The organism is Cohnella sp. CFH 77786, assembly GCF_019400745.1.
GTDB lineage: Bacteria > Bacillota > Bacilli > Paenibacillales > Paenibacillaceae > Cohnella.
Map to the genome: position 1 here is coordinate 1 of NZ_WJIB01000024.1, position 22,927 is coordinate 22,927.

The 22,927-nt window shown below is 56.9% G+C and carries 38 protein-coding genes and 1 rRNA gene; 2 read left to right on the forward strand and 37 right to left on the reverse strand.

Translation table 11 applies throughout. From position 1 onward, the window contains the following. The 3 genes from GE107_RS24360 to GE107_RS24370 all read right to left on the reverse strand — a co-directional run. Positions 1–221: ribosomal RNA gene (locus GE107_RS24360) — 16S ribosomal RNA — on the reverse strand; the annotation flags it as partial. Positions 222–532: 311 nt separating this feature from the next. Continuing rightward, complete coding sequence (locus GE107_RS24365) at positions 533–754, reverse strand: hypothetical protein (RefSeq protein WP_219644098.1); 222 nt, start codon at positions 752–754, stop codon at positions 533–535. A gap of 138 nt (positions 755–892) precedes the next feature. Further along, positions 893–1,504: a stage II sporulation protein M gene (locus GE107_RS24370; RefSeq protein ID WP_219644099.1), complete on the reverse strand. Its 612-nt coding sequence runs from the start codon at positions 1,502–1,504 to the stop codon at positions 893–895. A gap of 117 nt (positions 1,505–1,621) precedes the next feature. Between GE107_RS24370 and pdaB the strand changes: the two genes are divergently transcribed. Continuing rightward, positions 1,622–2,407: a polysaccharide deacetylase family sporulation protein PdaB gene (gene pdaB, locus GE107_RS24375; protein WP_219644101.1), complete on the forward strand. Its 786-nt coding sequence runs from the start codon at positions 1,622–1,624 to the stop codon at positions 2,405–2,407. A gap of 2 nt (positions 2,408–2,409) precedes the next feature. Here pdaB and GE107_RS24380 read toward each other — a convergent pair whose 3' ends face one another. After that, positions 2,410–3,021, reverse strand: coding sequence for a KinB-signaling pathway activation protein (locus GE107_RS24380; protein ID WP_219644103.1), 612 nt, complete (start codon positions 3,019–3,021; stop codon positions 2,410–2,412). Positions 3,022–3,240: 219 nt separating this feature from the next. On the opposite strand from GE107_RS24380, the gene gerD reads away from it, so the two are divergent. Next, a complete protein-coding gene (gerD, locus tag GE107_RS24385) occupies positions 3,241–3,957 on the forward strand; it encodes a spore germination lipoprotein GerD (protein WP_219644105.1) in 717 nt (238 codons plus the stop codon). Positions 3,958–4,035: 78 nt separating this feature from the next. On the opposite strand, the gene GE107_RS24390 is transcribed toward gerD, so the two are convergent. From GE107_RS24390 to rpsS, 33 genes are all read right to left on the reverse strand, one after another. After that, positions 4,036–5,163 carry an Mrp/NBP35 family ATP-binding protein gene (locus GE107_RS24390; protein ID WP_219644107.1) on the reverse strand — a complete coding sequence of 376 codons (1,128 nt, stop codon included), beginning with the start codon at positions 5,161–5,163 and terminating at the stop codon, positions 4,036–4,038. 62 nt (positions 5,164–5,225) lie between these two features. Continuing rightward, positions 5,226–6,014: an N-acetylmuramoyl-L-alanine amidase CwlD gene (gene cwlD / locus GE107_RS24395; RefSeq protein ID WP_255570841.1), complete on the reverse strand. Its 789-nt coding sequence runs from the start codon at positions 6,012–6,014 to the stop codon at positions 5,226–5,228. A gap of 74 nt (positions 6,015–6,088) precedes the next feature. After that, positions 6,089–7,267: a sulfate adenylyltransferase gene (gene sat / locus GE107_RS24400; RefSeq protein ID WP_219644109.1), complete on the reverse strand. Its 1,179-nt coding sequence runs from the start codon at positions 7,265–7,267 to the stop codon at positions 6,089–6,091. 42 nt (positions 7,268–7,309) lie between these two features. After that, positions 7,310–8,002 carry a phosphoadenylyl-sulfate reductase gene (locus tag GE107_RS24405; RefSeq protein ID WP_219644111.1) on the reverse strand — a complete coding sequence of 231 codons (693 nt, stop codon included), beginning with the start codon at positions 8,000–8,002 and terminating at the stop codon, positions 7,310–7,312. A gap of 201 nt (positions 8,003–8,203) precedes the next feature. Further along, positions 8,204–8,596 carry a 30S ribosomal protein S9 gene (gene rpsI / locus GE107_RS24410; protein WP_219644114.1) on the reverse strand — a complete coding sequence of 131 codons (393 nt, stop codon included), beginning with the start codon at positions 8,594–8,596 and terminating at the stop codon, positions 8,204–8,206. Between the two features lie 15 nt (positions 8,597–8,611). Continuing rightward, a complete protein-coding gene (gene rplM, locus GE107_RS24415) occupies positions 8,612–9,049 on the reverse strand; it encodes a 50S ribosomal protein L13 (RefSeq protein WP_219644116.1) in 438 nt (145 codons plus the stop codon). A gap of 170 nt (positions 9,050–9,219) precedes the next feature. Next, positions 9,220–10,089, reverse strand: coding sequence for a tRNA pseudouridine(38-40) synthase TruA (gene truA, locus GE107_RS24420; RefSeq protein ID WP_219644118.1), 870 nt, complete (start codon positions 10,087–10,089; stop codon positions 9,220–9,222). A 276-nt stretch (positions 10,090–10,365) separates the two neighbouring features. Next, positions 10,366–10,731 carry a 50S ribosomal protein L17 gene (gene rplQ / locus GE107_RS24425; protein ID WP_219644120.1) on the reverse strand — a complete coding sequence of 122 codons (366 nt, stop codon included), beginning with the start codon at positions 10,729–10,731 and terminating at the stop codon, positions 10,366–10,368. A 23-nt stretch (positions 10,732–10,754) separates the two neighbouring features. Next, positions 10,755–11,699, reverse strand: coding sequence for a DNA-directed RNA polymerase subunit alpha (locus GE107_RS24430; protein WP_219644122.1), 945 nt, complete (start codon positions 11,697–11,699; stop codon positions 10,755–10,757). Positions 11,700–11,957: 258 nt separating this feature from the next. Then, the gene (rpsK, locus tag GE107_RS24435) at positions 11,958–12,356 is read right to left on the reverse strand and encodes a 30S ribosomal protein S11 (protein WP_123042108.1); all 399 of its coding nucleotides are present in this window, start codon (positions 12,354–12,356) and stop codon (positions 11,958–11,960) included. Between the two features lie 18 nt (positions 12,357–12,374). Then, positions 12,375–12,743 carry a 30S ribosomal protein S13 gene (gene rpsM, locus GE107_RS24440; protein ID WP_219644124.1) on the reverse strand — a complete coding sequence of 123 codons (369 nt, stop codon included), beginning with the start codon at positions 12,741–12,743 and terminating at the stop codon, positions 12,375–12,377. Positions 12,744–12,762: 19 nt separating this feature from the next. Continuing rightward, on the reverse strand, positions 12,763–12,876 hold the full coding sequence (gene rpmJ / locus GE107_RS24445) for a 50S ribosomal protein L36 (protein WP_003333770.1): 114 nt from the start codon (positions 12,874–12,876) through the stop codon (positions 12,763–12,765). A 42-nt stretch (positions 12,877–12,918) separates the two neighbouring features. Then, positions 12,919–13,134, reverse strand: a complete 216-nt coding sequence (gene infA, locus GE107_RS24450; protein WP_035121186.1) for a translation initiation factor IF-1 — start codon at positions 13,132–13,134, stop codon at positions 12,919–12,921. 2 nt (positions 13,135–13,136) lie between these two features. Further along, positions 13,137–13,532 carry a hypothetical protein gene (locus GE107_RS24455; protein WP_370636525.1) on the reverse strand — a complete coding sequence of 132 codons (396 nt, stop codon included), beginning with the start codon at positions 13,530–13,532 and terminating at the stop codon, positions 13,137–13,139. Positions 13,533–13,551: 19 nt separating this feature from the next. Next, the gene (gene map, locus GE107_RS24460; RefSeq protein WP_219644125.1) at positions 13,552–14,298 is read right to left on the reverse strand and encodes a type I methionyl aminopeptidase; all 747 of its coding nucleotides are present in this window, start codon (positions 14,296–14,298) and stop codon (positions 13,552–13,554) included. After that, positions 14,295–14,951 (reverse strand): adenylate kinase, encoded by a 657-nt coding sequence (locus GE107_RS24465; RefSeq protein WP_219644126.1) that lies wholly within the window; start codon positions 14,949–14,951, stop codon positions 14,295–14,297. The genes map and GE107_RS24465 overlap by 4 nt, the downstream gene beginning before the upstream one ends. A gap of 23 nt (positions 14,952–14,974) precedes the next feature. Further along, positions 14,975–16,273, reverse strand: coding sequence for a preprotein translocase subunit SecY (gene secY, locus GE107_RS24470; RefSeq protein WP_219644127.1), 1,299 nt, complete (start codon positions 16,271–16,273; stop codon positions 14,975–14,977). Further along, positions 16,273–16,716 carry a 50S ribosomal protein L15 gene (gene rplO, locus GE107_RS24475; RefSeq protein WP_219644128.1) on the reverse strand — a complete coding sequence of 148 codons (444 nt, stop codon included), beginning with the start codon at positions 16,714–16,716 and terminating at the stop codon, positions 16,273–16,275. The genes secY and rplO overlap by 1 nt, the downstream gene beginning before the upstream one ends. A 47-nt stretch (positions 16,717–16,763) precedes the next feature. Next, entirely contained in the window at positions 16,764–16,943 is a 180-nt protein-coding gene (gene rpmD, locus GE107_RS24480; protein WP_219644129.1) for a 50S ribosomal protein L30, read from the reverse strand. 13 nt (positions 16,944–16,956) lie between these two features. Continuing rightward, positions 16,957–17,454, reverse strand: coding sequence for a 30S ribosomal protein S5 (rpsE, locus tag GE107_RS24485; RefSeq protein ID WP_219644130.1), 498 nt, complete (start codon positions 17,452–17,454; stop codon positions 16,957–16,959). A gap of 30 nt (positions 17,455–17,484) precedes the next feature. Next, complete coding sequence (gene rplR, locus GE107_RS24490; RefSeq protein ID WP_219644132.1) at positions 17,485–17,853, reverse strand: 50S ribosomal protein L18; 369 nt, start codon at positions 17,851–17,853, stop codon at positions 17,485–17,487. A 64-nt stretch (positions 17,854–17,917) separates the two neighbouring features. After that, positions 17,918–18,460: a 50S ribosomal protein L6 gene (gene rplF, locus GE107_RS24495; RefSeq protein WP_219644134.1), complete on the reverse strand. Its 543-nt coding sequence runs from the start codon at positions 18,458–18,460 to the stop codon at positions 17,918–17,920. A gap of 30 nt (positions 18,461–18,490) precedes the next feature. Further along, positions 18,491–18,889 (reverse strand): 30S ribosomal protein S8, encoded by a 399-nt coding sequence (gene rpsH, locus GE107_RS24500; RefSeq protein WP_219644136.1) that lies wholly within the window; start codon positions 18,887–18,889, stop codon positions 18,491–18,493. A 30-nt stretch (positions 18,890–18,919) separates the two neighbouring features. Continuing rightward, complete coding sequence (locus tag GE107_RS24505; protein ID WP_219644137.1) at positions 18,920–19,105, reverse strand: type Z 30S ribosomal protein S14; 186 nt, start codon at positions 19,103–19,105, stop codon at positions 18,920–18,922. Positions 19,106–19,144: 39 nt separating this feature from the next. Next, the gene (gene rplE / locus GE107_RS24510) at positions 19,145–19,687 is read right to left on the reverse strand and encodes a 50S ribosomal protein L5 (RefSeq protein ID WP_219644138.1); all 543 of its coding nucleotides are present in this window, start codon (positions 19,685–19,687) and stop codon (positions 19,145–19,147) included. Between the two features lie 36 nt (positions 19,688–19,723). After that, entirely contained in the window at positions 19,724–20,077 is a 354-nt protein-coding gene (gene rplX, locus GE107_RS24515; protein ID WP_219644139.1) for a 50S ribosomal protein L24, read from the reverse strand. A gap of 43 nt (positions 20,078–20,120) precedes the next feature. Further along, entirely contained in the window at positions 20,121–20,489 is a 369-nt protein-coding gene (gene rplN, locus GE107_RS24520) for a 50S ribosomal protein L14 (RefSeq protein WP_219644140.1), read from the reverse strand. 78 nt (positions 20,490–20,567) lie between these two features. Continuing rightward, positions 20,568–20,834 carry a 30S ribosomal protein S17 gene (rpsQ, locus tag GE107_RS24525; protein WP_219644142.1) on the reverse strand — a complete coding sequence of 89 codons (267 nt, stop codon included), beginning with the start codon at positions 20,832–20,834 and terminating at the stop codon, positions 20,568–20,570. Between the two features lie 39 nt (positions 20,835–20,873). Further along, the gene (gene rpmC / locus GE107_RS24530) at positions 20,874–21,071 is read right to left on the reverse strand and encodes a 50S ribosomal protein L29 (protein ID WP_123042123.1); all 198 of its coding nucleotides are present in this window, start codon (positions 21,069–21,071) and stop codon (positions 20,874–20,876) included. After that, positions 21,058–21,495 (reverse strand): 50S ribosomal protein L16, encoded by a 438-nt coding sequence (rplP, locus tag GE107_RS24535; protein WP_219644144.1) that lies wholly within the window; start codon positions 21,493–21,495, stop codon positions 21,058–21,060. The genes rpmC and rplP overlap by 14 nt, the downstream gene beginning before the upstream one ends. A gap of 2 nt (positions 21,496–21,497) precedes the next feature. Then, positions 21,498–22,160: a 30S ribosomal protein S3 gene (gene rpsC / locus GE107_RS24540; protein WP_219644146.1), complete on the reverse strand. Its 663-nt coding sequence runs from the start codon at positions 22,158–22,160 to the stop codon at positions 21,498–21,500. 13 nt (positions 22,161–22,173) lie between these two features. After that, positions 22,174–22,512 (reverse strand): 50S ribosomal protein L22, encoded by a 339-nt coding sequence (rplV, locus tag GE107_RS24545; RefSeq protein ID WP_219644149.1) that lies wholly within the window; start codon positions 22,510–22,512, stop codon positions 22,174–22,176. A 109-nt stretch (positions 22,513–22,621) separates the two neighbouring features. Beyond that, positions 22,622–22,903 (reverse strand): 30S ribosomal protein S19, encoded by a 282-nt coding sequence (rpsS, locus tag GE107_RS24550; RefSeq protein ID WP_219644151.1) that lies wholly within the window; start codon positions 22,901–22,903, stop codon positions 22,622–22,624. Positions 22,904–22,927 lie beyond the last annotated feature (24 nt).

Consider the following 22,927-nt stretch of genomic DNA (forward strand, 5'->3'; position numbering starts at 1 on the left):
GCTCCGCGTTTCCCAGCTCCCTCATGCGAGGGGGCTGCGTATCCGGTCTTAGCATCCGTTTCCGCATGTTATCCCGGTCTTACGGGCAGGTTGCCTACGTGTTACTCACCCGTCCGCCGCTAAGCTGCTTGAGAGCAAGCTCTCTCGCAACTCCGCTCGACTTGCATGTATTAGGCACGCCGCCAGCGTTCGTCCTGAGCCAGGATCAAACTCTCCATAAAGGTAAACCTTATTGAAGAGCCTAATGGCTCAAAAGTTAAAGCTGGTTTTCGAACCGAAGTCCGAATCCGTATTACGCTCGATGTTCAGTTTTCAAGGAGCAATTCGCTCGGCTCATTCGCTTCGCTTCGTGTCAACCGCGCTAACGGCGACTTTTATAATATATCACAGGGGGCTAGGCTTTCGCAACCGGTTTTTTCTTCCAACCATTGGCTTGTGCCGCACTGACTCCCTGCGCACCACCCATCATAAGCGGCGATAGATAATTTATCACAGCCCGGTCCGACCGTCAAGCTTTTTAGCGCTGGGTTTTTTAACGCTGGGTCCGCAATCCAATCGCATAGCGGGACAATTCCCGCGGCGAAGCCAATCGGGCGTACATGCGAAAGATGATTTTGTACCGCTTCGCGATCGCCTCTTTCACCGGTCCGTCCAGACGGCGGTCCCCGATATCCAGCAGCATTTCGTCCAATTCCTTGCGGAGCATGTAACCCAATTCCCTGCACTCTTTGTCCGTGAACATCATCCCGAGCATGATTCGCCGTGCCCCCTGACCAAATTAAGCGGATTGCCGGAGCGCGGAACGGTGAAGAATCCCGTTTCCGACATGTTTTAGTGTTATGCTCCAAACCGCCCCGGTTTATGACCGGAACGCCGACATCCGCTTCTGGCATCAGGGAGAGACAAGCCAATAGGTAACCGTGCTCTCGATTCCGGCAGCGATCAGAAGCATGAGCGCGATGAGGAGAAGTGCCGGCACCGAGCCGGATGCGGTCCTCACGAACGCTCCCCAAGCTTCGGTTTTCCCCAGCATCGAGCCGAAAATCCCCTTGATCAACGTAAAACCGAGCCGGATCCCGAACCCGCATGCCAAAAACAAAGCCGGCAGCTCCAAGATTCCGTGCGGCAATATCCCTTTCGCCGCGAGGAGCCACACGTTCTGCCCCTGGTCCGCCAATCCGCCGAACAGGAATCCGATAATCATGCCGTTAAGCACAAGCATGATGAGGGGCAAAACACCGGCCACGACGCCTAAATACATCGCCATAACGGATTTGGACAAATTGTTGACGAGAATCAGCCAAAAAAACTCGAGCTGCGGATTGTCCGCCTCGCGAGCCCGATCCGCCAAATCCTGAATCGCCTGAAGCTGGCCGCTGAGCCAGTCGACCGAGCTGTTCGGCGCTCCTCCCGCGATGATACCGGCGAAAAACAATAGAGCGGAAAAGATGACGTACGGCCGCGTTTCCTTCCACGACCGCGCGATGGCCTGGCGAGTAAACATGGGAAACCTCCTTCGAGGAATAGAGGATCAAGAATAAGTCAGAGGGTCAAGCCATACATTGATAGTAGCCAAGCCTGGAAGAAAGATTTCCGCTATGGAAGGAGACGAATCATCCAAATGAACTTTTTTATCGTTTTGAATGCAAGGCGCATTCGGCAAATGGCGTTTCTGACGGCGGCCGTTCTGCTGTCCCTCGCCGTCGTCTGGGTCGAGAGAGATAACCTGAGCGTGTTCGCTCCCCATCCGCCCGCCGCTGTGTACAGCGTGCCTACCGATCGCAAAGTCGTCGCGCTTACGTTCGACATCAGCTGGGGGGACAAACGCGCCGCTCCGATTATGGACATCCTGGAGAACAAAGGCGTCAAGAACGTCACGTTCTTCTTGTCGTCTCCCTGGAGCAAAACCCACCCGGAGCTCGTCAAGCGGATGGTAGACGCCGGCTACGAGATCGGCAGCCACGGCCACAAACACGACAATTACAGCTCCTACGGGGAAGAGGAGATCCGGAAGCAAATCTCCACCGCTCACGGCATGCTTACCGAGTTGACCGGCAAAGCACCCAACCTCATCCGGATGCCCAACGGCGATTTCGACAAACGCGTCCTTCGCGTCGCGAACGATTTGGGATACAAGGTCATTCAATGGGATACCGACTCGCTCGATTGGAAAAATCCAGGCGTAGACACCATCGTCCGGCGCGTCGTCGACAAAGCGCATCCGGGAGACATTATCTTGCTCCATGCGAGCGACTCCTGCAAACAAACGCATGAGGCGCTGCCGATTATCATCGATCAGCTTCGGGCCCAAGGCTATGATTTCGTTACGGTAGGACAGCTGCTCGGGCAAACGGAAACCCGGAACAAGACGGTGGAGGACCGCTCCGCTTGGAACCGGCTGACCTGAGGTCAGCCGGCTTTCGCCTCCCCGGGAACCGGCGCCTTCGCGTCCAATATCCGGTGAAGCCTCATGATCTGATACGTATTGCAAACGAATAGCGGAAGCAGCATGTAGACCAGCGCGGAGATGCTGCCCGTCCGAAAGGCCGGATTGCTCTCCAGCACGGTGATCGCGATCATGAAAAACAACGAAGGGATCCACGCCCCTTTGGACGTTTCCTTCGCTTTGCGCCAAGCCACCAGAGCCGAGCAGGCCGTCAGAACCACCGGAAGCAGCCAGAAAGCGTGGCTCGGAAAATTCGTGCCGTACATGTTGACCGCCACCTCCACCAGAACGAAAGCGACGACGAACCCCTGGAAAGCAACCCATAGATAAGGGCGTTTGAAAATGCTCCGGGCGATATAATTCAGCGTAAGATAAGCGAAGAATCCCATGTGGGCGAAAGCTCCGAGCGTCAGTCCGCTCAAGAACATATTGAAAATATTGTAAACCCAGTCGTCGGCTTTCGGGATAACGAAAGTCGGGTCCGCTAACTTCATGACGATTCCCGTCAATACGGATACGGCCCCCCCGATCAGAATCGTGACGCCGAACAATCTCATCCATTTTCGCAAATTCAAGCTCGAATTCCTCCTGCCTCTTATGCAACGAATTAGCGCAGATAACCCCAACCCGCACCTTGCCAACCCCGTTGCCGGCAACGAGGCGCAGTTTGCGGGTCTTCGTTTCGTCTTTCCCATTTTACCACGAACCAGCCAAAAAGCCATGAACGCCCTTGATAATCGCCGCCTGCGCTACGCATACTAGGTCCAGAACCCCCATCGAAGGGAGAGGTCGGTATGCTGCGTCGGCTGCCGTTAGCCGGGGCCGCTGCCGCGCTTATGCTCGTACTCGTGTCCTGCGGGCAGGAGTCGGAGGGCGGCGGCAGTCAAATGAGCTACAAAGAAGTCAAATCGATGGTCATCGACATCCTCGGATCGGAGGAGGCGCAAAAAGCGATCCTCAAAGCCTCCGCCACGACTCCGGAAGGACAAGGCACGCTTCTGACGAAAAGCATGACTCCGCAGGATCATGAGCAGGTCAAGCTCGCGGTCAAGGATGTGTTGACGTCGCCCGACTATAGCCGCGTTCTGGAGAAGATCATGAAGGATCCCAAGTTCGCGGGCGAATTCGCGAAAGCCGTGAGCAAGGACAATAAGCAGATCCACAAAGACCTGATGAAGGACCCGGGTTATCAGAAGGATCTGGTCGAGATGCTGAAGAACCCGGAAGCCCAACGCATCCTCTCCGACGCGATGAAAACGACCGAGTTCCGGAAGCAAATGATGGCGGGCGTGACGGAAGCCATTCAGAATCCGCTGTTCAAACTCGAAATCATGAAATTGCTGCAAACGGTGGTTAAAGAGGAACTGACTCCGAAGGAAGAAAAAGGCGGAGGTGGCCAAGGCGGCGGGCAAGGCGGAGGCCAAGGCGGAGGCGAAGGCGGAGGCGAAGGCGGAGGCGAAGGCGGGCAAGGCGGAGGCGGCCAAGGCGGAGGCGGAAGCTCCGGAGCTTAACCTATGCGAAGGAATATAAGCGATTCCGCCAAAAGACAGAAGCTGTCCCGAATGCGGGACAGCTTCTGTCTATGTCCTTTATTTTCCGCAGCGAGCGATGACGGCTTCGGCCAGTTCGTCGTAGGCTTGGCCCGTCGCCGTTGAAGCTTTATAAATCGAAGGAGAAAAATCCGGCTCGGAAGGATGGTTATCCGGCGCCCCCAGCGGAAATTGCGCAAGCAAATCCGTATGAAGGGTTTCCGCCAGCCGTCCTCCGCCGCCGCGCCCAAATATGTATTCCCGGTTTCCGCAGTTTCCGCATTCGTAATAGGACATATTCTCCACCACGCCGATGATGTCATGGTTCGTCTTGATGGCCATTGCCCCTGCCCTTGCAGCGACGAAAGCGGCGGTTGCGTGCGGTGTCGTGACGATGATCTCCTTGCTCTGCGGAATCATCTGGTGCACATCCAGCGCGACATCTCCCGTTCCCGGAGGCAGGTCGAGCAGCAAATAATCGAGCTCTCCCCATTCGATCTCCGCGAAGAAATTTCGCAGCATCTTGCCGAGCATCGGACCGCGCCAGACGATCGGGCTGTTGTCTTCCACGAAGAAGCCCATCGAAATGACTTTCACTCCGAACCGGCAGACGGGCAAAATTTTGTCCCCGACTTGCTCCGGACGCTCTTCGATACCCATCATGTCGGGAACGCTGAAACCGTAGATGTCCGCGTCGATCAGCCCGACCCGTTTCCCTTTGCGCGCCAGCGCAGCTGCAAGATTGACGGTGACGGTGGATTTGCCGACACCGCCCTTGCCGCTTGCGATCGCGATGAACTCCACGCCGCTCTCGGGACTGAGCAGCGCGTTTTTCTCCAGTCCCGCCCCATGACCCTTCACCGGGGCCGCCGGCTTGCCTTCGTTTGGCACGCTTGCTCTTTCGCCTTCCGGATGCAGCTTAGACAAAGCATCCGCCTTCTCGTGCTCCGTCATGACCCGGTAACGAAAGTGCGGCGCCGCCGCTCCGATTCCCTCCAGCGCGGATACCAGCTCTCGTTGCAAATCCTCAGTACGGTTCATGCTGTCCGGATGCAGCACGACGGTCAAGGATGCCGAGCCCTCCCTGGCGACGACGTCGCGAATGAGGCCCAGCTCGGCCAATCCCCTCCGCAGGGTGGGTTCGCGTACTGCTTTCAAAGCTTCCAATATCGATTCCCTGGTTATCATCCTGGGCAGACCTCCAAGCTCAGCTTCCTAATGTACACCGCTATTGCCCAGTATATCACAGGCTACGGCTGGACGCTCTTGCCAGCCGCGTAACGGAGAACTCCCCGGTAGATCGCCGCAGCGACCTTCTTCTGGTAGTTCTCGTCCGCCAGCAGCCGCGCCTCCTCCGGGTGGGACAGGAAGCCGACTTCCACGAGGGCTGCGGGCATCTCCACGGCTTTCAGCAAATAGACCGTATCGTTGGGCTTGGCCACGCGAGTCGAATTGCCGAGCGCCGTCCGGATTTCCGCCTGGATGTCGGCAGCGAGCCTCGCGCTTTCCTCGTTCCCCGAAAAATAGAACGTTTGCGCCCCCGACCACTTCGGCGAAGGGATGCTATTCATATGGACGCTCAGGATCAAATCGGCCTTGCGTTCCTTCACCCGCTGCGCCCGCTTCAGCAAATCCTCGGTTTTCCTGCGCGAGTATCCCTTCGTCTCCGGTTTGGCGAGATCGTAATCGCCTTCTCGGGTGAGCGTGACGAGAGCCCCCGCCTGCTGAAGGTAATCCCGCAAATGCAGAACGATCGCCAGGTTCAGATCCTTCTCGATCGTCCCTTCCCGACTGACGGCCCCGCCATCAGGTCCGCCATGACCCGCGTCGAGCACGATGATTTTCCCCGAGAGCGGCAAGGACCAGTACGTCCACGTGCTGGAGGACGGCAGCTCCGTCAGAAACACGGTTGCCGTCAGCGCCACCAGACCCGCGGCCAACCCCAACCGGATCCATCCTCTTCGCGTCAGCCAGACGACGAAACGCAGGCGGACGCCGATTTTGTTCCAGTGGTTTCGATTGCCGGAAGAAGAAAACAAAAAATCCACCCCGTCCCACGAATCGGATTCGTTACATTCTATGGGACAAGGTGGATCTTTATGATATTTGAACGTTAAATCGCGTACGTCTTGCTGGCTTCGGCCATGCCTTCGATCAGGATTTTCGCGACTTCCGGACGGGAGAACTCCGGCGGCGGGCAAGTGCCCTCGCGGAGCAGCGCGCGCACCTTCGTGCCCGAGAGGGTCAGGTGATCCTCTTTGTCGTGAGGACACGTCTTGCTCGAAGCCATGTTGCCGCATTTCGTACAGAAGAAGCTGTGCTCGAAGAACAGCGGCGTGATGCCGAGGTCCTCGGCGGGGAAAGAACGGAGAAGCTCCTGGGCCTCATACGTGCCGTAATAGTCGCCTACTCCCGCATGGTCGCGGCCGACGATGAAATGCGTGCAGCCGTAATTTTTGCGGACCATGGCGTGGAAAATCGCTTCGCGCGGACCCGCGTATCGCATCGCAGCGGGGAAGACGCCCAAGAATACCCGGTCTTTCGGGTAGTAATTCTCAAGAAGCGCCAAGTAGCTTTTCATCCGAACGTTCGCCGGCACGTCGTCCGATTTGGTCTCGCCGACGAGCGGATTCAAGAACAACGCGTCCACGATTTCCATGGCGCATTTCTGGATGTATTCGTGAGCCCGGTGCACCGGATTCCGCGTCTGGAAGCCGACGACCGTGCGCCAGCCCTTCTCGGCGAAAATGCGGCGGGTTTCCGACGGATCGAAGTAATATTCGTTGAACTTCTCCGGCTTCGGCCGGTTCAGCACGCGGATCGGACCGCCAACATAGGTGTCGGGACGGTCGAACAGCTTCACGACGCCCGGATGCGCCGTTTCGTCCGTCTTGAACACTTTGACGGCCTCATGCTTCTTGTCGACTTTATAGATGCTCTCGACGTCCAGGATGGCATAAATGATCCCATCCTTCTCCCCGACGAGCGCGGCTTGCTGCCCGACGGCCAGCGTTGCGGCTTGATCGGAAGTTACGGCCAGCGTGATCGGGATGCTCCAGACAAGTCCGTTTTTCAAACGCATCGTGTCGACGACCGACAAATAGTCCTCTTCGTTCATGAAACCCGTCAGCGGACTGAAGGCGCCTACGCCGATCAAATCCAGGTCGGATACGGTCCAATTGCTGACGGGAATTTTGGCGAGGCCTTCCGCCTTCGCGAGCAGTTCTTCCCGCTCCTTGCCTTCAGCCAGCCGATTGATCAACGTTCCGCCATGCGGTAGAATTGCGCTCATGGTTGAGTAGCTCCTTATCAGCTTAGTTCGGACTTATCGCCGTTATTTGTGGAGACCGCACTCGGTCTTCTCGTTGCCCGACCAACGTCCCGCGCGCGGATCTTCGCCCGGCATTACCGGACGCGTGCAATGCTCGCAGCCGATGCTGGGGTAGTTCCGGTCATGAAGCGGGTTATAGATCACGTCATTGGCCCGGATATAGTCCCAGACGTCTTCCGAAGTCCAAGCGGCAAGCGGATTGAACTTCACCAAGCCGAACTTGGTGTCGTATTCCACTTTCTTCGCGTTCGCGCGCGTCGGCGCCTGATCGCGGCGGATTCCCGTGATCCAGGCTTCGTATTTGCCCAGGATGCGAGTCAGTGGCTCGACTTTGCGGATGTTGCAGCAGGCATTCGGATCGCTTTTCCACAGCTCGTCGCCATGCTTGGCGGCTTGCTCTTCCGGCGTGAGTTCAGGCTTGACCTGGACGAATTCCAAGCCGTATTTCTCGACCATCCTGTCGCGCGTTTCGTACGTTTCCTTAAAATGAAAATCCGTGTCCAGATAGAAAATATCCGTTTTCGGACTGATTTTTTGCAGCATATCGACGAGCACGACATCTTCCGCTCCGAAGCTGCAAGCGAACGTGATGTTCGGGAACGTCTCGACCGCCCACCGGATAACCGTTTCGGGCGACGCGTTCTCGAACTCCTCCGCCTTCTGGCGGATGAGCGCCTCTTTCTCGAAGAAATTCATCGTTTTGGGCCTCCGTTTTCAAATCCTAGTATTGTAATGTGAATTACGTTCATTATACGCCTTCCACCCCGATAGTTCAATGGATGGAGCCGAACTTTCCGGGACAAAAGCCTGCCTGAACCGGCATTTCATTCTATTCCGCGGAAACGAAAATGCCTCCCCGGCCGAACGGTCGGCGGAAGAGGCATCGGGTATGGCAGATTAACGTTTGGAGAATTGAGGAGCGCGGCGTGCAGCCTTGAGGCCGTATTTCTTCCGTTCCTTCATCCGCGGATCGCGGGTCAGGAAACCGGCTCTCTTCAGCGCGGGGCGCAGTTCCGGATCGGCTTTGAGCAGCGCGCGGGAAATGCCGTGACGGATCGCGCCGGCTTGACCGGACGTTCCGCCGCCGTGGGCCAATACGAGAACATCGTATTTGCCGGACGTTTCGGTCAGCACCAGGGGCTGCTTCACGATCAGTTTCAGCGTTTCGAGACCGAAATATTCGTTAATGTCGCGGGTGTTGATGATGATGCGGCCTTCACCCGGCACGAGACGAACCCGCGCGACGGATTGTTTCCGACGACCCGTTCCGATATATTGCACTTGAGCCATTCGTTCGTCCTCCTATTATCCGCGAAGTTCGTAAACTTCTGGTTGTTGGGCTTGGTGCGGATGCTCCGCACCTGCGTATACTTTGAGCTTGGATTTCAGCTGATGGCCGAGCTTGTTGTGCGGAAGCATGCCGTATACCGCGAGCTCTACCAAGCGTTCCGGTTTCTTCTGCAGCATTTCGCCGGCCGTCGTCGTCTTCAAGCCGCCCGGATGATGGGAGTGCGTGTAGTATTTCTTTTGCTGCAATTTCTTGCCCGTCAGCTTGACTTTGTCGGCGTTGATGATGATGACGAAGTCACCCGTGTCGATATGCGGAGTGAATTCCGGTTTGTGCTTGCCGCGGATCAGGGCGGCGGCTTCGCTGGCCAGACGGCCGAGGGTTTTGCCTTCGGCGTCGATCAGAAGCCATTTGCGTTCGACTTCGTTCGTCTTCGCCATGTAAGTGGTGCGCATGGATGATCCTCCTTAAAGTTTCTTGCAGTCCGTTGTGTATAGGTTCCGTTTCCGCTTGCCGCTGGATGGATCAGCGCAAGTGGTTTGAATTCTTCGTTAAGTCAATACATGCGAAAATAGTGCGGATTCTTCATTCGGGGCCGTGGGAAGCCATGAAGAAGGCACAAAAATTATTGTACAGGAAGTGGGCTGGTTACGCAAGTATATTTTTCATCGTATTCGACTTCCCATAACGTCAGCCCGTGCGGCATGGCAGTCGGTCCGGCTTGCGCCCGATCCCGGGCCGCCAGGATGGAGGCGACCTCCTCGGGAGCCCGTTTCCTTTCTCCTACCTGCAAGATGGTGCCGACAATAATACGGACCATATTATATAGAAAACCGTTGCCGGTAACATAGAAATGAAACACGCCCCGCATCCTGCCCGGATATCGCTGCCGGTCGAAGTCTTCCAGGAAAGTCGGCAGCGTTTCGCGCCCCTCATCCTTCACCAATCGTGCCTCGTAGATCGTGCGAACATGGCTCGGCTTCGTCGACAGAGGGCTGGTGAAAGAGGTAAAGTCATGCTCTCCCACGAGAAACTGGAGTCCCTGCCTCATGGCCTCGATATCGAGAGGCAGCGGATGGTGGAACTCGAACGGACGGCGAAACGGGTCCGGGAATTTCTCGCAGTTGACCGTATAGCGGTACGTCTTGCGAAGGGCGTGCCGGATCGCATGGAACTCCTCCGGCATGTCCCGCGCGGAATGGACCACGATATCGTCCGGCAGCCTTGCGTTCAGCGCGACGGCCCAGCGCTCGATCGGGATCCTGGACTCCGTGCGGAAATGGATGACCATGCGCCTGGCATGCACGCCGGCGTCCGTACGGCCGGTGCCGGTGACGCGGATCTCTTCGCCGGTCAGAACCCGGATCGCCTGCTCGAGCCGATCCTGGATCGTATTGCCCTCCGGCTGGCTTTGGAAGCCGTTGTAGCCGGTCCCGTCATAGCTGATCACCAGGCCGATGTTCCTTCGCACGTTATCGCCTCCCGCCCATCTCATCTTCTCCGTCCGGGACCCCCAAAAAGTGATCGGAATACGCTTCGAGAGTCTTCTTCGCTTTTTGGGGACAAAAGCAAAAAAAGGATGATCCGAATCGGCGATTCGGTCCATCCTTCTTTGCTCCGCGATAAAAACGACACTCACTTCTGAAGGATGACGAAGTCGTTTTTACTTGATCAATCAGAATTTATAACGATCTCCTATGCATTTCTGATTGATCTTCGATAAAACGTCTATCCGTCCGAAAAGGACGGCGTAGCCGTTTTACTTGGTTCCTTACGCGCGGTCTACGAGTTCGAGATATACCATCGGAGCGGAGTCGCCGCGGCGGGGACCCAGCTTCAGGATGCGGGTATATCCGCCCGCACGTTCCGCGTAGCGCGTCGCCAGATCGGAGAACAATTTCTGGATGGCGTCTTGTTCGCCGTTCAAAGTCTCCCGGCGCACGAATGCCGCCACCTGACGGCGGGCATGCAGATCTCCGCGCTTGGCGAGGGTGATCAGTTTTTCCGCGATCGAACGCACTTCCTTGGCTTTCGCTTCGGTCGTTTGGATGCGCTCATAAAGGAACAGGTCGGTCACCAGGTCGCGGAATAGAGCTTTCCGCGAGCTGGAGTCGCGACTCAGTTTCGAGTATGCCATTTCGTATTTCCCCTCCTTGTTGCTTACTCTTCCATGCGCAGGCCCAGGCCGAGCTCTTCGAGCTTCTCTTGAACTTCCTCCAAAGACTTGCGTCCGAGGTTGCGGACTTTCATCATGTCCTCTTCGGTTTTCGTGATCAGCTCTTGCACGGTGTTGATGCCGGCGCGTTTCAGGCAGTTGTAGGAACGGACCGAAAGATCCAGCTCTTCGATGGTCATCTCGAGCACTTTCTCTTTCTTGTCCTCTTCCTTCTCTTTCATCGTTTCGGTGTCCTTGGCCTCGTCCGTCAGACCGACGAAGAGCGACAGGTGGTCCGTCAAGATCTTCGCGCCCAGGCTGACCGCTTCTTCCGGCCGGATGCTGCCGTCCGTCCAAACTTCCAACGTGAGCTTGTCGTAGTTGGTCACTTGGCCGACGCGAGTGTTCTCGACTTGATAGTTCACGCGGGTAATCGGCGTGTAGATCGAATCGATCGGAATGACGCCGATCGGCTGATCTTCCTTCTTGTTGCGGTCCGCCGGCACATATCCGCGTCCCTGCTTGGCATAGATGCGCATGTGAAGTCGCGCGCCGGAAGCCAGGGTCGCGATGTGCAGATCCGGGTTCAGGATTTCGACGTCGCTGTCGGCGCGGATGTCACCGGCCGTGACGACGCCTTCGCCTTCCGCGTCGATCTCCAGGATTTTCTCCTCGTCGGAGTGGATCTTCAGGGACAGGCGCTTCAGGTTGAGGATGATTTCGGTCACATCCTCCACCACTCCGGGAACCGTGGAGAACTCGTGAAGCACGCCGTCGATCTGCACGGATACGGCTGCTGCGCCCGGCAAGGAAGACAGCAGGATACGGCGGAGGGAGTTGCCCAACGTCATGCCGTAACCGCGTTCCAGCGGTTCCACGACGAATCGGCCATACCTTTTGTCTTCCTGGATCTCTACCGTCTCGATTTTCGGCTTCTCGATCACAATCACAAACAATGCCCTCCTTCAAACGTCGCTGAGACGCGGACGTTGCCGTTTGTTTACCTTTACATCGGGAGTTTGCGGAGCAAACTCTCCCTGCTATCGGGAGTTTGCGGAGCAAACTCTCCCCGCTTAACGGTAAACCATGTAGTATGCCTAACCATTACAACCATTATTCACAAGTTGTTTTTGTTTGATACCACATTCCGTGCGGCCGAAAATGCGTCGCCCGAAGGCCGCGTTTCGACCGCTACGATACGGCGTGTCTTATACGCGGCGGCGTTTCGGAGGACGGCATCCGTTGTGCGGAACCGGCGTTACGTCTTTGATCATGCTGACTTCCAGGCCGGCGGCCTGCAGCGAACGGATGGCCGCTTCACGGCCTGCTCCAGGACCTTTAACCATGACTTCGACGGTGCGCATGCCATGCTCCATCGCTGCGCGCGCTGCGGATTCAGCAGCCATTTGCGCGGCGAACGGAGTGGATTTGCGTGAGCCTTTGAAGCCAAGGTTGCCGGAGCTCGCCCAGGAAACCGCGTTGCCGTGAGGATCCGTGATCGTCACGATCGTATTGTTGAACGTCGAGCGGATGTGCGCGACGCCAGAGTCGATGTTTTTGCGGTCACGACGCTTCGTGCGTACGACTTTTTTTCCTTTCGGTGCCATGCTCGTTATCCCCCCTTATTACTTCTTCTTGTTCGCTACCGTACGGCGCGGGCCTTTGCGCGTGCGGGCATTCGTTTTCGTGCGCTGTCCGCGAACCGGGAGGCCGCGGCGATGGCGGATACCGCGGTAACAGCCGATTTCCGTCAAGCGTTTGATGTTCAGGGCGATTTCGCGGCGAAGATCGCCTTCGACTTTAAGCGATTTGTCGATCGCGTCGCGCAGACGGCCCAGCTCGTCTTCCGTCAGTTCGCGAACGCGCGTGTTCGGATTGATCTCGCTTTGGGCGAGCAGCTTCTGGGAAGTCGTTTTGCCGATCCCGAAGATGTACGTCAGGGCGATTTCCACGCGTTTGTCGCGGGGAAGGTCAACACCAGCAATACGTGCCATGTGTCAGATGCACCTCCTCTTAGCCTTGTTTTTGTTTGTGCTTCGGATTTTCGCAGATAACCATCACGTTGCCTTTGCGGCGAATGACTTTGCATTTTTCGCAAATCGGTTTGACCGAAGGTCTCACCTTCATGATTTATAACCTCCTCGTGGTTCGGTAATCCGGAGAAAGAACTTATTTGCGGTAGGTGATGCGGCCCCGCGTCAGATCGTAAGGCGACAGTTGGATGACGACTTTGTCTCCCGTCAGGATCCGGATGAAGTGCATCCGCAGCTTGCCGGAGACATGCGCCAGGATCTGGTGCCCGTTCTCAAGCTCCACCTTGAACATCGCGTTCGGAAGCGGTTCGATGACCGTTCCCTCTACCTCGATAACGTCCTCTTTGGCCAACGTCATTCTCCTTTCTCTTCAGCACCCCGTGCAACCGAAAAGGCGTCGCTCTGCTGTCGCGTTTCGGTTGCCGCATTCGCGGTCGATATCGCGTCGTCTGGCGGACGCGTACCGGCCTTGACCGTCGCCTCGGCTTTGGCGATCGCGAACCGGAGCTTGGCGTTCGTCACGCGACCGGTCTCGCGAAGGCTGCCTGCGACTTCCTCGCTATGAATCCCGAGCGGCTCGAGATGAAGCACGTTTTTGCGTTTGGGCCGGTCGAATCGGCGTTTGTCGCCGTCGGCCACGAGCGCGGATCGCTCGTCAAGGGCGGCAAGAACCACATAGAGCTGGTCCTCGTCTTTGCCGCGTCGGCTTCTCACGAGATCGCCGGGGTTCAGGTTGTTCCGAGCCGTCATAGCGAATTCACCTGGCTTCTCAAGTACGGGTCAGGATCTCGAACCCGTCTTCGGTTACGGCAATGGTATGCTCGAAATGCGCGCACAGCGATCCGTCCACCGTCACGACCGTCCAATTGTCCGAGAGGGTCTTCACGTAACGCTCTCCCGCCACGACCATCGGCTCGATCGCGAGCGTCATGCCCGGTTTCAGCCTTGGGCCCCGTTCGGGAATGCCGTAGTTCGGAATTTGGGGCTCCTCGTGCAGCTTGGCGCCGATGCCGTGTCCGACATACTCCCGCACGACCGAGAAACCCGCCTCTTCGATGACTTTTTGGATGCCGTGGGATACGGTGAACAGCCTGACGTCCGGACGAACGAGTTCAAGTCCCGCGTAGAGCGAGGCTTCCGTTACGTCCAATAGGCGCTGCGCCTCATCAGAGATGGTGCCGACCGCGTAGGTCCAGGCGGAATCGCCGTGGTATCCCCGGTATTGAGCGCCGATGTCGATGCTGATGATGTCGCCCTCCACGAGCTTCCGAGGTCCGGGGAACCCGTGAACGAGCTCCTCGTTGACGGAAGCGCAGATGCTGGACGGAAATCCGTTGTAGCCTTTGAAAGAGGGAACGGCACCTTGGCTCCGAATGTACGTATCCGCAATCCGGTCCAATTCCGCGGTGGTGATGCCGGGCACGACCGCCTGCTTCATCAGGCGGTGCGTCTCCGCGACAATCCGGCCGGCCTCGCGCATCAAGTTCAGTTCCGTTTCGGACTTGCATACGATCATGGCCGACTAGATCCTCTCAGAAGTGAACCTATCTCGGCAGTGACAGCATCAATGTCCTTCTCCCCGTCCACTTCGCGGAGCAGACCCTTGTCGCCGTAATACGCCAAGAGCGGCGCCGTCTTGCTCGTATACTCGTCTAGCCGGGTGCCGACTTTCTCTTCCGTGTCGTCCGAGCGCTGATACAGCTCCCCGCCGCATTTGTCGCAGACGCCTTCCTGCTTCGGCGGGTTGAAGATCACATGGTAAGTGGAGCCGCAGGATTTGCAAATCCGCCGGCCCGTCAGACGGGCAAGCAGCAATCCGCGGTCTACCTTCAGGTTGATCACGTGGTCGATCTTGCGGCCCATTTCGGCCAACATTCCGTCCAGTGCCTGCGCTTGCGCCAGCGTTCTCGGAAAGCCGTCGAGGAGGAAGCCCTTCTTGCAATCCTCTTCCGCCAAACGGTCGCGCACGATGCCGTTGGTGACTTCGTCCGGCACGAGGAGACCTTGATCCACGTACTCCTTCGCCTTCAGTCCCAGCGGCGTGCCTTGTTTCATCGCCAAACGGAACGCGTCGCCCGTGGAGATGTGCGGAACGCCGAACTCTTCGACGATCCGTTCCGCCTGCGTGCCTTTGCCGGCTCCGGGAGGACCCATAAACAGGATGTTCATACCTTCATTCACTTCCCTCGGCCTCACTTGTTGATGAAACCTTTGTAGTGGCGTTTGATCAGCTGGCTTTCGATCTGCTTCATCGTCTCAAGCGCGACGCCGATGACGATGAGCAGCGAAGTGCCGCCGAGCGATACGGACCGCGGGAGATCGGCAACAGCCGCGAAGAACACCGGAAGCACCGAGATCAATGCAAGGAAAATCGCGCCCGCGAGCGTAATGCGGGTAATGAGCTTCATCAGGTAACCGGACGTCGGCTTGCCCGGCCGAATGCCCGGGATGTAGCCGCCGTTTTTCTTCATGTTGTCCGCCATTTGCTGCGGGTTGAATTGCACGAACGTGTAGAAAAACGTGAAGCCGATGATCAGCAGGACGTAGAAGACCATGCCGAGCGGCTTGTCGTAGTACAGGTTGTCGATGATCCATCTCGCCCAAGCGTGCTGGGACCAGAAGTTGGCGATCGTCACCGGGAACATCAGGAGCGACGAAGCGAAGATGACCGGGATGACGCCCGCGCCGTTCACTTTGAGCGGAATGTGCGTCGATTGTCCGCCGTACATTTTCTGCCCGACGACCCGTTTTGCATATTGCACCGGGATTTTGCGAACGCCTTGCTGGACGTAAATGACAGCCGCAATGATCAAGACGATGGCAATCAGGATCAAGACGATCTTCACGATGTTCAGGAACACTTGGTCCGCGTTGATGAACTCGCTCGCGTAAATCTGTCTGGCGTGATCCGGAATGCGGGACACGATGGCCGCGAACATCAGGATCGAAATCCCGTTGCCGATGCCCTTCTCGTTGATCTGCTCGCCGAGCCACATCAGGAAAGCCGTACCGGCCGTGAGCACGATCGTGATCATGGCGTAGGTCGCAACCGACGGATCAATGACCATGGGCACGTTGAACATCCGGTTGAAGCCGATGGTCGTCGCCAAGGCTTGAACCAGCCCCAGAATAACCGTACCGTAGCGCGTAACCTGCGCCAGCTTGCGTTTGCCGATTTCGCCTTCCTTCTGCCACTCGGTGAACTTCGGAATGACGTCCATCGAGAGCAGCTGCACGATAATCGAAGCCGTGATGTACGGCATGATCCCGAGAGCGAAAATGGAGAACTGGAACAGCGCGCCGCCGGAGAACGTGTTCAGAAGGCCGAACAAGTCGTTGCCTTGCTGGTTAGCCGCATCCAAAGCATCCTTGTTGATGTTCGGAACCGGCACGAACGCGCCGATCCGATAAATCAACAGGATGAAGAGCGTGAACAGGATCCGCTTGCGGAGATCCTCGACTTTCCAAATGTTCTGGACGGTCCTGAGCATTAGATCACCTCGGTTTTACCGCCGGCGGCCTGGATTTTATCAGCAGCGGATTGTGAAAACTTATGGGCTTTCACGGTCAGCTTCACGGTCAGATCGCCGCCTCCGAGAATCTTGATGCCGTCTTTCGGGTTCTTGAGGATCCCTTCGGAGAGCAGCAGCTCGGGAGTCACTTCCGTGCCGTCAGCGAATCCGTTCAGTTGTTCCAGGTTTACGATCGCGTATTCGGTAGCAAAACGATCGTTGTTGAAGCCACGCTTCGGCAAACGGCGATACAGCGGGTTCTGGCCGCCCTCGAATCCGGGACGGACACCGCCGCCGGAACGGGCGTTTTGTCCTTTATGACCGCGACCGGACGTTTTGCCGAGACCGCTGCCGGTACCGCGACCCACGCGCTTGCGGGTAAACTTGGAACCTTCCGCAGGCTGGAGCTCATGCAATTTCATCGTACGTCGCACCTCCTTGAGAGTTATGCAGATCTTGCGAACTCGAATTATACTTCTTTAACTTCGACCAGGTGGCTGACCGTGTTGATCATGCCGCGGATGGCCGCATTGTCTTCTTTCACGACGACGGAGTTCGTCTTGCGCAAGCCAAGCGCTTGAACCGTCTGGCGTTGGTTCTCCGGACGGCCGATCAGGCTGCGCTTGAGGGTGATTTGCAGTTTCGCCATCTAATACCCCTCCTTAACCCAACAGCTCTTCCACGGTTTTGCCGCGGAGCTTCGCCACGTCTTCGGCGCGTTTCAGGCGGGAGAGACCTTCCAGCGTCGCATTAACCATGTTAATCGAGTTGGAGGATCCCAGCGATTTCGTCAAAATGTCGCCGACTCCGGCCAGTTCGAGCACCGCGCGGACAGGACCGCCCGCGATGACGCCCGTACCTTCCGATGCCGGTTTCAGCAGCACTTTGCCGGCGCCGAAGTGTCCCGTAACGGCGTGCGGAATGGTCGTGCCGACCAGCGGAACGTAAATGAGATTTTTCTTCGCGTCTTCGACGCCTTTGCGGATCGCGTCCGGCACTTCGCCGGCTTTGCCGATGCCCGCGCCGACCCAGCCCTTGCCGTCGCCAACGACGACAAGCGCGCTGAAGCTGAAACGGCGGCCGCCTTTGACGACTTTCGCGACGCGATTGATTTGGACCATTTTTTCCGTCAGTTCCAAAGAATTCGGATCTACACGCAAGTCGTTAACCCTCCTTGTTTCGAGAATGTATTAAAACTGAAGACCGGCTTCGCGAGCCGCGTCCGCCAATGCTTGAATCCGTCCGTGGTACAGGTAGCCGCCGCGATCGAACACGACGCTCTCGTACCCTTTGGCTTTCGCCCGCTGGGCGATGAGCTCGCCCACTTTGCGAGCCGCTTCGACGTTGCCGCCGTTGCCGACTTGACCGGCCAGTTCCTTGTCAACCGTCGATGCGCTCGCCAGCGTCGTTCCGCTGACGTCATCGATCAGTTGAGCATAAATATGCTTCGAGGAACGGAACACGGAGAGGCGGGGACGGGCAGTCGTGCCGCTGATTTTCTTGCGCACCCGCAGGTGGCGCTTCAGACGGGCTTTATTCTTGTCGCCTTTGGTAATCATCCGAGGTAAACTCCTTTCTCGGTGTTGCATCTAGGCAGCTCTTAACCACCCGCAACTACCTGAATTACTTCTTCTTGCCGGCTTTGCCCTCTTTGCGGAGGATGCGTTCGCCTTCGTATTTGATGCCTTTGCCTTTGTACGGCTCGGGCGGACGGACGGAGCGCACTTTCGCGGCCGTTTCTCCGACGACTTCCTTGTCGATGCCGCGGATGATGATCCGGTTTTGCGCCGGAACTTCGAACTCGATGCCGCTGGCCGGCGTGAATTCCACCGGATGGGAGTAGCCGACGTTCAGGACCAGCTTCTCGCCGGACTTGCTGGCACGGTAACCGACGCCGACCAGCTCGAGGTTCTTCGCGTAACCCTCGGTTACGCCGCTGACCATGTTGGCGACGACGCTGCGCGTCGTGCCGTGCAGGGAGCGGTGAAGCTTGTTGTCGGAAGGACGTTCGATGTTGATGACGCCTTCTTCGAGCACGACTTTCATATCTTGATGCAGTACACGGGACAAAGTTCCTTTCGGTCCTTTGACGGTAATGACGTTGTTGTCCAGGTTCACGTTCACGCCGTTAGGCACCTGGATCGGTTTGCGTCCGATACGGGACATGGGTACACCTCCAATCGTGTGCGGGTTGTATTACCAAACGTAAGCGAGCACTTCTCCGCCGTTTTTGGCTTGGCGCGCTTCTTTGTCCGTTACGATGCCTTTGGATGTCGAGATGATCGCGATGCCGAGGCCACCCAGCACCCGCGGGATTTCGTTCGATTTCGTGTAGACGCGCAGGCCGGGTTTGCTGATGCGCTTGAGCCCGGTGATGACGCGTTCGTTGTTGGGACCGTACTTCAAGAAAATACGGATCAGCCCTTGCTTGTTGTCGTCGACGTACTCCGCGTCGCGGATAAAACCTTCGCGTTTGAGGATCTCGGCGATTTGCTTCTTCACCGTGGACGCAGGCAGTTCAACCGACTCGTGACGCACGAGGTTCGCGTTGCGAATGCGCGTCAGCATATCTGCAATGGGATCAGACATAACCATGGGGTAAACCTCCTTCCCGAACTCGGCTGATTACCAGCTCGCTTTTTTGACGCCAGGAATCTGGCCTTTGTATGCCAATTCGCGGAAACAAATCCGGCAAATTTTGAACTTGCGGAAAACGGAATGCGGACGGCCGCAGCGCTCGCAGCGCGTGTAAGCGCGGACCGCAAACTTCGGCGTGCGTTGCTGCTTGATTTTCATCGACGTTTTTGCCACTTTGCTTTCACACCTCCTAAAGGGTTAGGCGGGCGATCGTTACTTCGTGAACGGCATGCCCAGTTGGGTGAGCAGCTCGCGGGCTTCTTCGTCCGTTTGAGCCGTCGTTACGATGACGATGTCCATCCCGCGGATTTTATCGATTTTATCGTATTCGATCTCCGGGAAAATCAGCTGTTCTTTCAAGCCCAGCGTGTAGTTGCCGCGTCCGTCGAACGATTTGCTCGATACGCCGCGGAAGTCGCGCACGCGCGGAAGGGAAATGTTGAACAGCTTGTCGAGGAAATAGTACATCCGGTCGCCGCGCAGCGTGACTTTCACGCCGATCGGCAGGTTCTCGCGGAGACGGAAACCGGCGATCGATTTCTTCGCCCGCGTGATCACGGGTTTCTGACCTGCGATTTTCTGCATGTCTTCCACGGCAGCGTCCAGCACTTTGGAGTTTTGGACCGCTTCGCCGACGCCCATGTTGATGACGACTTTCTCGATTTTCGGTACTTGCATCACCGATTTGTAGTTGAACTTCTGCATCAAGGCAGGAGTGATTTCATTGTTGAAACGCTCTTTCATTCTAGCTGCCATTTGTCACAGTGACCTCCTTTCCGTCAAAACTCGCGATTAGTCGATCTCTTGGCCGGATTTTTTCGCGATCCGGACTTTCTTGCCGTTGTCGAGGACTTTGTAGCCGATCCGGGTCGGTTTGCCGCTTTTCGGATCGATGTGCATCACGTTGGATACGTGAATCGGCGCTTCGCGCTCGATGATGCCGCCTTGCGGATTCGCCTGGTTCGGGCGCGTATGGCGCTTCACCATGTTGACGCCTTCGACCAGAACGCGGTTCTCGCGGGGATAAGCTGCGATGACGCGGCCTTTCTTCCCTTTGTCTTTGCCCGTGATGACGATGACGTTGTCGTCCTTCTTCACGTGCAGTTTATTGTTGTGCGATTCCAGCACTTTTTTCAACCGGGGCATGGGTACACCTCCTGCCTTCTGCTCTTAAGTCCGATACCGGGGTTTACAGAACTTCCGGTGCCAGGGAAATGATTTTCATGAAGTCGCGTTCGCGAAGCTCACGGGCGACCGGTCCGAAGATCCGGGTGCCGCGCGGGCTCTTGTCTTCTTTTACGATAACGGCCGCGTTCTCGTCGAAAGCGATATAGGATCCGTCTTTGCGGCGAGTCGAGTTCTTCGTGCGGACGATAACGCATTTGACTACGTCGCCTTTTTTGACAACGCCACCGGGTGTTGCTTGTTTGACGGAAGCAACGATCAGGTCGCCGATGTGGCCGACGCGGCGTCCCGTACCGCCCAGCACGCGGATGCACATCAGTTCCTTCGCGCCGGAGTTGTCGGCAACGGCCAGACGCGTAAACGGTTGAATCATCGCAAGGTCCTCCTTTCTTAAGCTGACGACCGACGCGTGATGAACGCACTTTTTAGCGGTCGCAGCGGGGAATTCACATTACAGAATGACGGCTTTTTCGGTGATTTCGACCAGGCGCCACGTTTTGTCTTTCGACAGCGGACGGGTCTCCATGATTTTCACGGTATCGCCGATTTTGGCCTCGTTGTTCTCGTCGTGCGCTTTGAATTTCTTCGTGTACTTGATGCGTTTATGATACAGGCTGTGCTTCTTGTACGTCTCGACAGCCACCACGATCGTTTTGTCCATCTTGTCGCTGACGACTTTGCCGATCTGAACTTTGCGGTTGTTTTGTCTTTCGCTCAAGGGTAAATCCTCCTTCCTGAAATCATAGGTTCAGGCGTATCAGCCGATGCCGAGTTCACGCTCGCGCAAAATCGTTTTGGCCCGGGCGATTTCTTTCCGCAGCTCGCTGATGCGGTGCGGATTGTCCAGCTGGCCGGTAGCCAGTTGGAAACGGAGGTTGAACAGCTCATCCTTGAAACCGGCGACCTTCTGCTCGAGCTCAGCCGACGTCAGGTTGCGGAATTCACTGGCCTTCATTTGCTTCACCACCCAGTTCTTCGCGCTTCACGAACTTCGTCTTGATCGGCAGCTTGTGAGCCGCAAGACGCATCGCTTCGCGTGCGATCTCCTCGGATACGCCGGCCAGCTCGAACAGGATTTTGCCCGGCTTGACGACGGCGACCCATTTCTCTACGTTACCTTTACCGCTACCCATCCGGACCTCGAGAGGCTTCTGGGTGATCGGCTTGGACGGGAAAATTTTGATCCATACTTTACCGCCCCGTTTGATGTAACGGGTCATGGCGATACGCGCGGCCTCGATTTGGCGGTTGGTTACCCAAGCAGGCTCTTGCGCTTGAAGGCCGTATTCGCCGAAGTGCACTTCCGTGCCGCCTTTGGCCATGCCTTTCATTTTACCGCGATGCTGTTTGCGGTGTTTGACGCGTTTGGGGATCAACATGATCAGTTGCCTCCTTCCTCAGCGGCTCTTTTCTTCGCCGGAAGGACTTCGCCGCGGTAGATCCATACTTTCACGCCGATGCGGCCATAAGTCGTATGGGCTTCTGCCGTGCCGTAGTCGATGTCCGCGCGCAGCGTGTGCAGCGGAACCGTGCCTTCGCTGTAGCCTTCCGTACGGGCGATTTCCGCTCCGCCCAGACGACCGCTGACGGATGTTTTGATACCTTTGGCGCCTGCGCGCTGCGTCCGTTGGATCGCTTGCTTCATGGCGCGGCGGAACGAAGTGCGGCGCTCCAGCTGTTGCGCGATGCTCTCGGCAACGAGGATGGCGTCCAGTTCCGGGTTCTTGATTTCGGAAATGTTGATGTGAACCTTCTTGTTGTTCGTCAGCTTCGCGAGCTCTGTTCGAAGCACTTCCACCTCGGAGCCGCCTTTGCCGATGACGATGCCCGGCTTCGCGGTATGGATGGTGACGTTCACGCGGTTCGCCGCACGTTCGATCTCGATGCGGGAAACAGCGGCGTCTTTCAGTTTATTTTTGAGGAATTCGCGGATTTTGACGTCTTCCATCAGAAGATCGCCGAAGTCCTTGTCGGCATACCATTTGGATTCCCAGTCACGGATGATGCCGATGCGAAGACCGACCGGATTTACTTTTTGACCCACACGTTGTCCCTCCTTATTTTTCGGATACGACCAGCGTAATGTGGCTGGTGCGCTTGAAGATGCTGAACGCGCGGCCTTGGGAACGCGGCTGGAACCGTTTCATGGTCGGGCCTTCGTTGACGAAAGCCTCGGAAACGACCAGCTTGTTCACGTCCATTTGGTAGTTGTGTTCAGCGTTGGCAATCGCGGAGTTCAGCAGCTTCTCCACGACCGGAGATGCCGAACGCGGCGTATGGCGCAGAATCGCAATCGCTTCTCCGACCTTCTTACCGCGGATCAGGTCAACAACCAGGCGGACTTTGCGGGCCGGAATGCGAATGTTGTGCACATGAGCTTTCGCTTGCTGAGACATCGGTGTACCTCCTCCCGTACGTTACGTGCGTCGGCGGGAACCGCCGACTCGCAGGGTGTTGTGATGCTGATCGAGCCGTTACGCCTTAGGCGCTCTCCCTCGATCGCATTTATCTTCTTCCGGTTTTCTTGTCGTCGTCCGTGTGTCCTTTGAACGTGCGCGTCGGCGCGAATTCGCCTAGTTTGTGTCCGACCATGTCTTCCGTCACATAGACCGGGACATGCTTGCGTCCGTCGTAAACGGCGAACGTGTGGCCCACGAACTGCGGGAAAATCGTCGAGCGGCGGGACCACGTTTTGATGACCACTTTCTTCCCGCTGGTGGACAATTCATCCACTTTCTTCAACAGGTAGTCGTCGACGAAAGGTCCTTTTTTCAGGCTGCGACCCATGGAATGCTCCTCCCTTCTTCCTTC

What these genes read in the sequence shown, in the direction of transcription:
- rplP (WP_219644144.1), bottom strand. Translation starts at nt 21,495, where the DNA reads ATGTTGATCCCCAAACGCGTCAAACACCGCAAACAGCATCGCGGTAAA.
- rplV (WP_219644149.1), bottom strand. Translation starts at nt 22,512, where the DNA reads ATGTCTCAGCAAGCGAAAGCTCATGTGCACAACATTCGCATTCCGGCC.
- rpsS (WP_219644151.1), bottom strand. Translation starts at nt 22,903, where the DNA reads ATGGGTCGCAGCCTGAAAAAAGGACCTTTCGTCGACGACTACCTGTTG.
- truA (WP_219644118.1), bottom strand. Translation starts at nt 10,089, where the DNA reads ATGAGATGGGCGGGAGGCGATAACGTGCGAAGGAACATCGGCCTGGTG.
- rpsH (WP_219644136.1), bottom strand. Translation starts at nt 18,889, where the DNA reads ATGGTTATGTCTGATCCCATTGCAGATATGCTGACGCGCATTCGCAAC.
- GE107_RS24390 (WP_219644107.1), bottom strand. Translation starts at nt 5,163, where the DNA reads ATGATAACCAGGGAATCGATATTGGAAGCTTTGAAAGCAGTACGCGAA.
- rplR (WP_219644132.1), bottom strand. Translation starts at nt 17,853, where the DNA reads ATGATTACCAAAGGCGACAAGAATAAAGCCCGTCTGAAGCGCCACCTG.
- gerD (WP_219644105.1), top strand. Translation starts at nt 3,241, where the DNA reads ATGCTGCGTCGGCTGCCGTTAGCCGGGGCCGCTGCCGCGCTTATGCTC.
- GE107_RS24465 (WP_219644126.1), bottom strand. Translation starts at nt 14,951, where the DNA reads ATGAACATCCTGTTTATGGGTCCTCCCGGAGCCGGCAAAGGCACGCAG.
- rpmC (WP_123042123.1), bottom strand. Translation starts at nt 21,071, where the DNA reads ATGAAGGCCAGTGAATTCCGCAACCTGACGTCGGCTGAGCTCGAGCAG.
- rplM (WP_219644116.1), bottom strand. Translation starts at nt 9,049, where the DNA reads ATGCGCACCACTTACATGGCGAAGACGAACGAAGTCGAACGCAAATGG.
- rplO (WP_219644128.1), bottom strand. Translation starts at nt 16,716, where the DNA reads ATGAAATTGCATGAGCTCCAGCCTGCGGAAGGTTCCAAGTTTACCCGC.
- rplN (WP_219644140.1), bottom strand. Translation starts at nt 20,489, where the DNA reads ATGATTCAACCGTTTACGCGTCTGGCCGTTGCCGACAACTCCGGCGCG.
- rplF (WP_219644134.1), bottom strand. Translation starts at nt 18,460, where the DNA reads ATGTCCCGTATCGGACGCAAACCGATCCAGGTGCCTAACGGCGTGAAC.
- map (WP_219644125.1), bottom strand. Translation starts at nt 14,298, where the DNA reads ATGATCGTATGCAAGTCCGAAACGGAACTGAACTTGATGCGCGAGGCC.
- rpsI (WP_219644114.1), bottom strand. Translation starts at nt 8,596, where the DNA reads ATGGCTCAAGTGCAATATATCGGAACGGGTCGTCGGAAACAATCCGTC.
- pdaB (WP_219644101.1), top strand. Translation starts at nt 1,622, where the DNA reads ATGAACTTTTTTATCGTTTTGAATGCAAGGCGCATTCGGCAAATGGCG.
- rplE (WP_219644138.1), bottom strand. Translation starts at nt 19,687, where the DNA reads ATGGCAGCTAGAATGAAAGAGCGTTTCAACAATGAAATCACTCCTGCC.
- rpmJ (WP_003333770.1), bottom strand. Translation starts at nt 12,876, where the DNA reads ATGAAGGTGAGACCTTCGGTCAAACCGATTTGCGAAAAATGCAAAGTC.
- rplQ (WP_219644120.1), bottom strand. Translation starts at nt 10,731, where the DNA reads ATGGCATACTCGAAACTGAGTCGCGACTCCAGCTCGCGGAAAGCTCTA.
- rpmD (WP_219644129.1), bottom strand. Translation starts at nt 16,943, where the DNA reads ATGGCGAAACTGCAAATCACCCTCAAGCGCAGCCTGATCGGCCGTCCG.
- GE107_RS24365 (WP_219644098.1), bottom strand. Translation starts at nt 754, where the DNA reads ATGCTCGGGATGATGTTCACGGACAAAGAGTGCAGGGAATTGGGTTAC.
- sat (WP_219644109.1), bottom strand. Translation starts at nt 7,267, where the DNA reads ATGAGCGCAATTCTACCGCATGGCGGAACGTTGATCAATCGGCTGGCT.
- GE107_RS24405 (WP_219644111.1), bottom strand. Translation starts at nt 8,002, where the DNA reads ATGAATTTCTTCGAGAAAGAGGCGCTCATCCGCCAGAAGGCGGAGGAG.
- rpsM (WP_219644124.1), bottom strand. Translation starts at nt 12,743, where the DNA reads ATGGCACGTATTGCTGGTGTTGACCTTCCCCGCGACAAACGCGTGGAA.
- secY (WP_219644127.1), bottom strand. Translation starts at nt 16,273, where the DNA reads ATGCTCAGGACCGTCCAGAACATTTGGAAAGTCGAGGATCTCCGCAAG.
- GE107_RS24370 (WP_219644099.1), bottom strand. Translation starts at nt 1,504, where the DNA reads ATGTTTACTCGCCAGGCCATCGCGCGGTCGTGGAAGGAAACGCGGCCG.
- rplX (WP_219644139.1), bottom strand. Translation starts at nt 20,077, where the DNA reads ATGCCCCGGTTGAAAAAAGTGCTGGAATCGCACAACAATAAACTGCAC.
- rpsK (WP_123042108.1), bottom strand. Translation starts at nt 12,356, where the DNA reads ATGGCACCGAAAGGAAAAAAAGTCGTACGCACGAAGCGTCGTGACCGC.
- GE107_RS24455 (WP_370636525.1), bottom strand. Translation starts at nt 13,532, where the DNA reads ATGACGGCTCGGAACAACCTGAACCCCGGCGATCTCGTGAGAAGCCGA.